Below are 10,200 nucleotides of genomic sequence, written 5' to 3' on the forward strand. Positions count from 1 at the left end.
TCGTTGCGGAACCTCACCACGATGTATCCAAATAACTCCAGGATCTCGGTGCGACGATTGTCATAGGCCTCGCGACCGTCATGGGTCGGGCCATCCAGTTCCACGATCACCCTGGCCGCCTCGCAAACGAAGTCGGCGAAGTAGCGGTCGATCGCCACCTGCCGCAGGAACTTGAACCCGCCCAGGCGGCGATTGCGCACGAGGGTCCAGAGCGTTTTCTCGGCCAGGGTTTGGTCTTAGAACCGGTGGATAGACGGCGGGCGCGGCGGATCAACCGGGGACACACACTCATCCCGCTGTCCGCGCCAGGTTCACATGGGCCGTGGGATGAGTGTGTGTCCCCGTCCGGTCCCCCCTTGCACTCACGCGAGTTCGAGGGCCACCTACCCGGTGGTTGCAATCGCGCGTCTTGCCCGAAGGCGGCGATCGGCCCGGGGGGAACGCCAATGACCAACTACACAATCGACATCGAGCTGTCGCCGGAGACCATCGACGCCCTGGCCCAGAACGGGTACGCGCTCTACGCCATGAAGGCCGTCAGCACGACGGCGTCGGGCGGCGCGCCGCTGATCTGGTACAGCACGCCGAATTTCACCTCCGTCATGCAGGTGACCTGGCAGGATCAGTACGCGGCCTTCGTCTCGACCTCGCAGATCATCGCCAATGCCGAGATCAACGTCACGACCAGCGTGGATATCGACCTGGACCAGACCGCCTACGTGGCCCAATCGGGCGGCATGACGGTTGGCGGCGGCGGCGCGGCCGGCGCGGTCTCGATCCTCAACCAGGGTAACCAGCCGTGGACGACGGGGCTGTCGCAGTCCGTCGACGGCCGGTCCTCGCCCGTCTGCGCCCTGCCGCTCTATGGCCAAAATCTGGACGTGATCACGCCGGTCGAGCAGGTGTTGCTGATGTTCGCGCAGAACTACGTCAATACCGGCACGGTCATCTACAGGGCCTTGTCGCAAGGCCTCCTGGTGGACCTCTCGGCCCAGGACACCTGCACGGTCCAGTTCGACATCAACCTGGGCTGGAACGCCCTGGCGGCCTCGGCCACCCAGGTGATGCCGAACGAAGATCTCGTTCCGCTGTTGATCCAGAGCTAGGGGGCCGCTTGCTCTAGGCGAAGGCGGGGACACACACTCGCCCGCCGACGCCTCGGCAGGACGTCGGGCGTTGGCCGCGAGTGTGTGTCCCCTCCCGTTCTACGCCCAGCTCGCCCCCGCCACCTGCTTGACCGAGACGTTCAGCCGGTTCCAGACGTTGATCGAGGCGATCGACAGCACCAGCGAGGCCAGCTGCGCCTCGTCGTAATGCTCGGCGGCCTCGTTCCAGACCTCGTCCGGTACCGGGTCGGCGCGGTCGCTGAGGCGGGTGACGGCCTCGGTCAGGGCCAGGGCGGCGCGCTCGGCCGGTGTGAAATAGGGGGTGTCGCGCCAGGCGCCGACCGCGAACAGCCGCTCGTCGGTCTCGCCGGCCTTGCGAGCCAGCTTGGGGTGCATGTCGACGCAGACGCCGCAGCCGTTGATCTGGCTGGCGCGCAGGTGCATCAGCTCCAGGGTGCGCACCGAGACGCCGGCCGCCTTGGTCGCCGCGTCCAGCGCTTGCAGGGCCTTCAGGGCGTCGGGCAGGACGAGGGCGGGGTTGGTCATTCTGGCTTGCGGCATGGCCTTGTTTTCCTCTGCTGGTCACATCGGCCGTTCTTCGACCGTCACCCCTCTGACGGACCGCGACGAGGGAGTGTGACGGTGAGCGAGCAAAATTCTTTGGCCGGCCAGTTCGAGGCCAATCGCGCCCACCTGCGCCGGGTGGCCTACCGGATGCTGGGCTCGCACGGCGAGGCCGACGACGCGGTGCAGGAGGCCTGGCTGCGGCTCAGCCGGTCCGACGCCGCCGCCGTGGCCAATCTGGGCGGCTGGCTGACCACCGTGGTCTCGCGCGTCTGCCTGGACATGCTGCGGGCGCGCCGGTCGCGGCGCGAGGACGCCCTGGGGCCGCAGGTCCCCGAGCCGGCGGTGGACGAGGACGACGCCGACTTCCCGGGGCGCGAGATGCTGCTGGCCGACTCGATCGGCCTGGCGATGACCGTGGTGCTGGAGGCCCTGCCGCCGGCCGAGCGGGTGGCCTTCGTGCTGCACGACCTGTTCGACCTGCCGTTCGAGGAGATCGCCGTCATCGTCGGCCGCACGCCCGGCGCGGCCCGGCAGCTGGCCAGCCGGGCCCGTCGCCGAGTGCGCGGCGCGACCACCTCGGCGCAAACCGATCAGGTCCGCCAGCGGCAGGTGGTCGACGCCTTCCTGGCCGCCTCGCGGGGCGGCGACCTCTCGGCCCTGCTGGCGGTGCTCGATCCCGACGTGGTGTTCCGTTCCGACGCCCAGGCGGTGCGGGTGGGCGGGGCGGAAGAACTGCGCGGCGCCGACGCCGTGGCCGCCACCTTCGTCGGCCGCGCCCAGGCGGCCCGCCCGGCCCTGGTCGACGGCGCCCTGGCCCTGGCGGTCGAGCGTGACGGGCGGCTGTTCGTGGTGCTGCGGCTGGCGGTGGCCGACGGCCGGATCACCAGCATCGAGGCGGTGGCGGACCATGAGCGGTTGGCGGGGATGACGGTGGTGATGCTGTAGCCATTGCGTCTGTCCCTCCCCCTCGTGGGGAGGGGGGCGGCGAAGCCGACGGGTGGGGGCCGGTGCAGGGCGCCAAGTGCGTCGGCGAAGCCCCACCCACCAGCTTCGCTGGTCCCCCCTCCCCATAAAGGGGAGGGAAGGTGCCCGAATTCGACACGGAGCTTCACACCTTGAACCCCGTCCCCAATCCAGTTCACATGCGCCCGAACGCCAACCCTCGGGAACCCGCCTTTGACCGAAGCCCTGATCGTCCGCGGCCTCGACAAGACCTTCACGAAGCCGGCGGTCATGGACCTGGACCTGACGGTCCACGCCGGCGAACTCTACGCCCTGCTGGGGCCCAACGGGGCGGGCAAGACCACCACCCTGCGGATGGTGGCCGGCCTGACCAAGCCCGACAAGGGCGAGATCAGCATCTTCGGGGTCGACGCCCGGGCCGACCCGGCCGCCGCCAAGGCCCTGACCGCCTGGGCGCCTGACGAGGCGATGATCTACGACAAGCTCACCCCGCTGGAATATCTGGAGTTCGTCGCCGGCCTGTGGAACGTCGAGCCCAAGGCCGCCAAGGCCCGGGCCGAGGGGCTGCTGGCCAAGCTGGGCCTGGCGTCCGAGGCGCGCCGGCGGTGCGAAGGCTTCTCGCGCGGCATGAAGCAGAAGGTCGCCCTGGCCGGGGCGCTGATCCACGACCCCAAGCTGCTGATCCTCGACGAGCCGCTGACCGGCCTGGACGCCGCCGCCGCCCGGCTGGTCAAGGACATGCTGCAGGACCGCGTGCGGGCCGGCGGCGCGGTGATCCTGACCACCCACATCCTGGAGGTCGCCGAGCGCATGGCCGACCGCATCGGCATCATCGCCGGCGGCCGGCTGCTGGCCGAGGGCACGCTGGACGCGCTGCGCGCCCAGGCAGGAGAGGGGAAGGGCGACTCCACCCTGGAGGACGTCTTCCTGCAACTGACCGCGACGCCCGAAGAGGCCGCCGCGTGACCCTGACGGCGCCGGGTTCGGTCCTCTGGCTGCTGGCCCACGAGACGCGGCTCTACTGGCGCAACTTCCGGGCCGGTCGGGCCGGGAGGAGCGCGCGCGGCCTGATCAGCCTGGCGGTCATCGGGGCGCTGCTGATCACGGGCGGGGTGTTCATCGCCCTGGGCCTGCACGGCCGGCAGGCCCCGATCAATCCGCTGTCGGTCAGCCTGGCCGCCCTGTTCACCGCCGTGGTCTTCACCCTGATGCTGTCCCAGACCCTCAGCGCCTCCAGCGAGGCGCTGTACGAGCGGGGCGACCTGGACCTGCTGTTCTCCTCGCCGATCGGCCCGGCCAAGGTGCTGTTCGTGCGGGCCCTGGGCGTGGCGGGCGGGGTGGTCACCCTGTTCCTGCTGGCCGCCATACCGCTGCTGCTGCCGACGGTGATCTGGGGGCATCCGGGCTGGATCGGGGTGTTCGGCGTGCTGGGCGCCCTGGCGCTGTCCTCGACCGCCGTCGGCCTGCTGCTGGCCATGGGGCTGTTCGCCCTGATCGGCCCGCGCCGCACCCGCACCGTGGCCCAGGTGATGGCGGCCCTGGTCGGGGCGGCGTTCTTCCTGATCAGCCAGGCGCGGACCATCCTGGGCGAGCAGACCAGCCGCAGCCTGTTCGCCGACATCACCCGCCAGGCCCAGGAGGGCCGGTTGAGGCCGCCGCCGATCGCCAGCCTGCCGCTGCGGGCCATGCTGGGAGAGCCCCTGCCGCTGCTGGCCCTGCTGGCCGGGGCGATGGTGCTGTTCGCCCTGTCCGCCGCCGTCCTGGGCCGGCGGTTCTCCGACGCCGCCGCCGCCACCCAGGGCAAGACCGACGCCCAGCCCCAGAAGGGCGGCCTGGTCTCGGCCCGGGCCTTCGCCGCCGGCGCCTTCCTGGCCACCCTGCGCAAGGAACTGCTGCTGATCGGCCGCGATTCGGCCCTGCTGTCGCAGGTGCTGCTGCGGGTGCTGTACCTGATCCCCACCGCCCTGGTGCTCAGCCGCAACGCCGCCAATGGCACCGCCGCGGCCCTGGCCGGCGGGGCGGGGGTCGTGGCCTTCCTGGCCGGGCAGGTGGCCGGCAGCCTGGCCTGGATCACCCTGTCGGCCGAGGAGGCGCCCGACCTGTTGGCCGTGTCGCCGGCCGGGATCGCCACCGTGCGCCGCGCCAAGCTGACCGCCGCCCTGATCCCGGTCGGGCTGTTCCTGGCCCTGCCGATCGCGGTGCTGGCCTGGTTCGCGCCGGTCGCCGCCGCCTGGACGACGCTGGGCGCCTTCCTGGCCGCCTGGAGCAGCGGCCTGATCAATGTCTGGCACCAGCGGCCGGGCAAGCGGTCGGAGTTCAAGCGCCGCGGCGGCGCGTCGTGGATGGCCACCCTGGCCGAGATGGTGGTCTCGGCCCTGCTGGCGGGGGCGACCGGCGTCGCCGTGGCGGGCTTCGCGCCCTGGGCGCTGATCCCGCTGTTCCTGGCCGGCGCGGCCCTGCTGAGCCTGCGGCGCAGCGACGCCCAGATCGCCCGGAACCTCCGAACGCGGTAAAAAGCCAATTAGGCATTCCCCGCATAGCGCGGCATTCCGACGCATGTAGATTGGGTGCAGTCACACAGGATTGGTTCGCCGCGCATGACCGCCGTGCCGCACAGGGTTCGCTCGCAGGAGCGCCAGGAGTCCAAGGCCCTGGTCGTGGCGATCAGCGCGCTGCAGCTGGGCCTGGTCGTGCTGGTGTGGCTGCTGGCCATCGTTCCCGCCGCTCTGCTGGCCCTGGGCGCCTTGCTGTTCAAGAGCCTGCGCGGCGCGTTCCGCGTCGCCGCGCCGCCGTCGCCCCTCAAATAGTCCCGCTATCCGGCCACAAGGGCGCCTGTTCGCGGGGAGGCGCTCCGGTCCCCCCGCCATCGAACGGGCGACCATGTCCCCGCCCCGCCCTCGCGCCTCGAGGGGCGCGGTGACGGCGCGATCTTCGGAGCAACTTGACGTTGTTCAGGTGTTCATGTCTCGGTGTGACGGACGGGCGGGGGCGCTGGTTGGCTCGCTGCTCGATTCGAATGACGCCCAAGCAGGGCGCTTGAAACGTGCATCGGGGGGGCCGTGATGACGATTGGGCTGGGTTCGAGGGCGCCCGCGGGCGGGCGGGGACGGATCGCCAGGTTTCCGCTGTTTGGCCTGTCGCTGCTGCCCTGGCTGATGGCGGTTTCGCCGGCCATGGCCCAGGCGCCGGCCTTGCCGACCGGGGCGACGCTGCAGGCGGGATCGGCGACGATTTCGGCCCCGTCCGACAGCGCCCTGACCGTCAACCAGTCGTCCGGCCGGGCGGTGATCGACTGGACCAGCTTCTCGATCGGCGAGGGCGGGAAGGTCGATTTCCAGAATGGCTCGGGCGCCACCCTGAACCGCGTGACGGGCGGCGAGCGCTCGTCGATCGACGGGCTGCTCAGCGCCACGGGCAGCGTCTATCTGCTCAACCCTTCGGGCGTCATCATCGGCAAGTCGGGCGTGGTCGACGTCGGTGGCGGGTTCGTGGCCTCGACCCTGGACGTTCCGAACGACGCCTTCATGGGCGGCGGCGCGCTGAGCCTGGCCGGCGCGTCGGGGGCCTCGGTGGTCAATCTGGGCAAGATCGGCGCCCTGGGCGGCGACGTGGTGCTGGCCGCCTACACGGTGAGCAACGCCGGAACCGTTTCGGCGCCCGGCGGCGACGTCGGCCTGCTGGCCGGGCGCGGCGTACGGCTGCGCGACCAGGCGCTGCACGACGGCAAGTTCGCGGTCGACATCGTCAGCCCGGGCGCTTCGGTCACCAATGGCGGCGATCTTCGCGCGGCCATGGTCGAGTTGAAGGCCAACGGCGGCAATGTCTATGCCCTGGCCGGCAACACCGGCGGCGCCATCTCGGCCACCGGCGTGTCGAGCCGCGACGGCAAGGTGTTCCTGATCGCCGAAGGGGGGGCCTTGACCGCCCGGGGCGACATCACCGCGCGTGGCGCGGGCGGCGGGCCTGGTTTCGTGGAAACCTCCGGCGCCGCGGTCGACTTCTCCGGGGTCAGGATCGACACCGGCGGCGGCGACTGGCTGGTCGATCCCTACAACCTCACCGTGGACGCGGCGGCCGCGGCGACGATCAGCGCCAACCTGGCCTCGACCAATGTCACGCTGCAGACCACGGCTTCGGGCGCGACCGGGCCGGGCGTCGTCGCCCCGGGCGGCCAGGGCGACATCACCGTCGACGCCGGGATTTCCTGGTCCAGCGCCAATCGCCTGACCCTCGACGCCTATCACGGCATCGCCGTCAACGCGCCGATCGTGGCGTCCGGCGCGGGCAAGGTCACCCTGACCACCAACAACGGCGGCACGGGCGGCAAGCTGGCCTTCGCCATCTCTCCCACCCTGGGCTTCACCGGCGGCCTCAGCTTCACCGGCGCGGCCAACAGCGGCCAGGACCTGGTCATCAATGGCCAGGCCTACACCCTGATCTATTCGACGGCCGATCTTCTGAACGTCAATAACAGTCCAAACGGTCGCTATGCCTTGGCCCGAACGATCGACGTCGCCAGCCTGTACGCGACAAACAAAAACCGCATCATCTACACGTTCGGTGGTTCGTTTAACGGACTGGGAAACAGTCTTTCAAATCTGAAGTTGGAAAACTACGACTTCAACCAGCCAAATTTTGGCTTCGACAAGGTCGGTTTGTTTCAAGAGATCATGTTCGGCGGATCAGTGACCGGTTTGGGGCTCACGAACGCAGCAATCAGCGTGACTTTCTACGGGCCGCATGGCGACAGTGTCTATGGCGGGACGCTGGTTGGACGGAACGGCGGCGCCCTGACGGGCAATTTTGTCTCGGGGGCAGTGGCCACGACCTCCTTCTACGGTTCCGTGGGAGGGTTGGCGGGCTACAACACGGGTGACGTGAAAGACAATGTCGCGGCCGTTTCGGTGTCGAACGACCAGTCTTCCAATACGTTCGCGGGCGCCCTGGGGGGATTGATCGGTGAAAGTATCGGGACGGTCGCGAATAGCCTGGCCACGGGTGCGGTCACCGGCTGGGGCAACTGGACGGGAGGCGTCGGCGGCCTGGTTGGCGTCAACCAGGGCGCCATCACGGGGGGCAAGGCGACCGGCGCCGTCAGCAACAATGTTGTTCAAACCGGGGACGGGATGACGGCCGTTGCAGGCGGGCTCGTCGGCGTCAGTAGCGGCGTGATCAACGGAGGCTCGACGGCGTCTGGCGCGGTGACCGGCGGGAAGTTTGTCGGCGGCCTGGTCGGCTCCAACTTCGGAATCCTCGACACCGTGAGCGCCAGCGGCGCGGTGACGGGCTTGGCCTATGTCGGCGGCCTCGCGGGTTACAGCTGGCCGCAGACGATCAACGCCGCCACCTCGTCGGGGACGGTGACCGGCCAGAATTCGTCGACCTATGTAGGCGGCTTGATCGGTCTGAACGTCAGCACCATCACCAACTCCTCGTCTTCGAGCGCGGTGATCGTCGGCACGTCCAGCAGCCATACGGGCGGCCTGGTCGGGTTCAACGCCGGCACGCTGAGCAACGACACCGCGACCGGCGGCGTCGTCGCCGGCGCTTCAAGCACCTTCACGGGCGGTCTGGTCGGCAGCAATATCGGAACCGTCACGGCGAGCACCGCCCTGGGCTCGGTGTCAGGCCAGTCCTACGTCGGCGGCCTTGTCGGCCAGAACGTCGCCACATCCTATGGCAGTCCGCTGGTTCCCGCCGGCGCCTATCCCGGTACGATCAACGGCGGGTCCTTGGCGTCCGGCGCGGTGACCGGGATCAAGGCCGTGGGCGGCCTGGTGGGCTACAGCAGCGGCGTGATCAACACGGCGAGCGCCGGCGGCGGCGCGGTGAGCGGCGCGGACCAGGTCGGCGGCCTGGTGGGCTTCAATGGCGGCTCCATCGCCAACACCCACACGACGCAGGCGAACGTGACGGCCAGCCTATCCTCCGTCGGCGGGTTGGTGGGCGCCAATGGCGGAACCATCAGCGATTCATCATCGGCGAACATCGTCAACGGCGCGGCGTTCTCCAGCAATATCGGCGGGCTCGTGGGCGGCAATTACGGCGGCGCGCTCATCAATGTCCAATCCACCAGCACGGTCATCGCGGGTGTTTTGAGCGCCTATACCGGTGGTCTGATCGGCTACAACAACGGCGCGCTCAACGGGGGTTCGGCGACGGGGTCGGTGAACGGCTTCAACTATGTCGGCGGCCTGATGGGCTACAATTCCGGCGCCCTGACCGGATCCTCGGCGACGGGCGCGGTGACCGGCGCGACCGGGGTCGGCGGTCTGGTGGGCTATAACGCCGGCCTGCTGACGTCGGTTTCGGCCGGCACGGGCCAGGTGAGCGGGACCACCCAGGTCGGCGGTCTGGTGGGCTACAACGCGGTCGCGGGTACGATCAACGGCGGCGTGACGGGTTCGGCCCTGATCGCGGCGTCGCTGTCGTCGGTGGGGGGGCTGGTCGGCCTGAACGGCGGCTTCGTGACCGGTTCCTCGTCCTCCAACGTCGTGGGCATCCGCGCGGCGGTCGACAACGTCGGCGGTCTGGTCGGCTTCAACGCGGGGACACTGTCCAACAACCGGGCCAGCGGCGCGGTCTCGTCCGGGGGCGCCAACAGCGGCGGCCTGGTGGGCCTCAACTACGGCGCCGTCAGCAGCTCGACGGCGATCGGCGCGGTCACCGGCGCCAGCTATGTCGGCGGCCTGATCGGCTACAACAGCGCCGCGGTGAGCGGATCGAACGCCACGGGCGCCGTCAGCGGATCGACCGGGGTCGGCGGCCTGGTCGGCTATAACGGGGCGGCGCTCACCAACGTGGCCGCCGGAGGCGGTCAGGTCAGCGGGGACTCCCAGATCGGCGGCCTTGTCGGCTTCAACGCCAGCGCCGGATCGGTCAACGGCGCCTACGCCGTCGCCGGCGGTAGCAATCTCTATGTCATCGCGCTCGGATCGGCGGCCGGTGGCCTGGTCGGCATCAATGGCGGCCTGGTCCAGAACGCCTATACCGACCTGGGCGCATCCGCCGACGGCGGGATCGTCGGCGGGATCGTCGGCCTCAACGTCGGGACGATCCAGAACGCCTGGGTGAACGGCGGCGGTTTCAGCCCGGCCTACGGGTCCAGCGGCTTCGTCGCAGGCTACAACGCGGCGGGCGCCACGCTGTCGAACCTCTACTATTCCCGGCGGTATGTCGGCAGCAATCTGGCCGTGGGGCCAGGCGGCGCCGGGACGATCACCAACGTGACCGCGGTCGGGCCGGGGACGGGCAACGACGCCTACGCCCAGGCCACCTATGTCGGCTTCAATTTCGCCACGGTATGGGCGATCAACGCTGGCGCGTCGCGACCCTATCTCCAGGCGCTGTTTCCCGGCACGCCGCCGAACTGAAGCGCCTGGGTCGCGGCGTCTTCGCTGAAGCCGCCGCGATCACCCCTCCAGCCCCGCCTCGATCCGGCAGACCACGCCGTCCGGCTGGAAGTCGATATGCGCCTCGCCCGACAGCTCCGAGGCCAGGCCCCGTTCGATCAGCCGCGAGCCGAAGCCCCGGCGGGTGGGCGGCGAGACCGGCGGGCCGCCGG

9 protein-coding genes are annotated in these 10,200 nt (G+C 70.0%); 6 read left to right on the forward strand and 3 right to left on the reverse strand.

Translation table 11 applies throughout. The features are described 5' to 3' along the window. Positions 1-227, reverse strand: a 227-nt coding sequence (locus PMI01_RS23235) for a DUF559 domain-containing protein (protein ID WP_051990023.1), incomplete at its 3' end; no start/stop codon positions are given. A gap of 219 nt (positions 228-446) precedes the next feature. Between PMI01_RS23235 and PMI01_RS23240 the strand changes: the two genes are divergently transcribed. After that, the gene (locus PMI01_RS23240) at positions 447-1,106 is read left to right on the forward strand and encodes a hypothetical protein (RefSeq protein WP_007675098.1); all 660 of its coding nucleotides are present in this window, start codon (positions 447-449) and stop codon (positions 1,104-1,106) included. 99 nt (positions 1,107-1,205) lie between these two features. Here PMI01_RS23240 and PMI01_RS23245 read toward each other — a convergent pair whose 3' ends face one another. Beyond that, entirely contained in the window at positions 1,206-1,667 is a 462-nt protein-coding gene (locus PMI01_RS23245; protein ID WP_007675100.1) for a carboxymuconolactone decarboxylase family protein, read from the reverse strand. 81 nt (positions 1,668-1,748) lie between these two features. Between PMI01_RS23245 and PMI01_RS23250 the strand changes: the two genes are divergently transcribed. The 5 genes from PMI01_RS23250 (at position 1,749) to PMI01_RS23270 (ending at position 10,009) form a co-directional block, all read left to right on the forward strand. Further along, complete coding sequence (locus PMI01_RS23250; protein ID WP_007675116.1) at positions 1,749-2,618, forward strand: sigma-70 family RNA polymerase sigma factor; 870 nt, start codon at positions 1,749-1,751, stop codon at positions 2,616-2,618. Between the two features lie 288 nt (positions 2,619-2,906). After that, positions 2,907-3,602, forward strand: a complete 696-nt coding sequence (locus tag PMI01_RS23255) for an ABC transporter ATP-binding protein (RefSeq protein WP_238537107.1) — start codon at positions 2,907-2,909, stop codon at positions 3,600-3,602. Next, on the forward strand, positions 3,599-5,149 hold the full coding sequence (locus PMI01_RS23260) for a hypothetical protein (RefSeq protein WP_007675119.1): 1,551 nt from the start codon (positions 3,599-3,601) through the stop codon (positions 5,147-5,149). The genes PMI01_RS23255 and PMI01_RS23260 overlap by 4 nt, the downstream gene beginning before the upstream one ends. Positions 5,150-5,233: 84 nt before the next feature. Beyond that, positions 5,234-5,443, forward strand: a complete 210-nt coding sequence (locus PMI01_RS23265; protein ID WP_007675124.1) for a hypothetical protein — start codon at positions 5,234-5,236, stop codon at positions 5,441-5,443. Between the two features lie 255 nt (positions 5,444-5,698). Continuing rightward, the gene (locus PMI01_RS23270) at positions 5,699-10,009 is read left to right on the forward strand and encodes a beta strand repeat-containing protein (protein WP_007675126.1); all 4,311 of its coding nucleotides are present in this window, start codon (positions 5,699-5,701) and stop codon (positions 10,007-10,009) included. Positions 10,010-10,048: 39 nt separating this feature from the next. Here the strand turns inward: PMI01_RS23270 and PMI01_RS27430 are convergent. Further along, positions 10,049-10,200 (reverse strand): sensor histidine kinase (locus tag PMI01_RS27430; protein ID WP_007675128.1); only part of this gene is annotated, 152 nt, incomplete at its 5' end.

It is taken from the genome of Caulobacter sp. AP07, assembly GCF_000281955.1.
In the GTDB taxonomy this organism is placed as follows: Bacteria; Pseudomonadota; Alphaproteobacteria; order Caulobacterales; family Caulobacteraceae; genus Caulobacter.

Coding starts and splice junctions, on each gene's coding strand:
- PMI01_RS23240 (WP_007675098.1), top strand. CDS start 447: ATGACCAACTACACAATCGACATCGAGCTGTCGCCGGAGACCATCGAC.
- PMI01_RS23245 (WP_007675100.1), bottom strand. CDS start 1,667: ATGCCGCAAGCCAGAATGACCAACCCCGCCCTCGTCCTGCCCGACGCC.
- PMI01_RS23255 (WP_238537107.1), top strand. CDS start 2,907: ATGGACCTGGACCTGACGGTCCACGCCGGCGAACTCTACGCCCTGCTG.
- PMI01_RS23265 (WP_007675124.1), top strand. CDS start 5,234: ATGACCGCCGTGCCGCACAGGGTTCGCTCGCAGGAGCGCCAGGAGTCC.
- PMI01_RS23270 (WP_007675126.1), top strand. CDS start 5,699: ATGACGATTGGGCTGGGTTCGAGGGCGCCCGCGGGCGGGCGGGGACGG.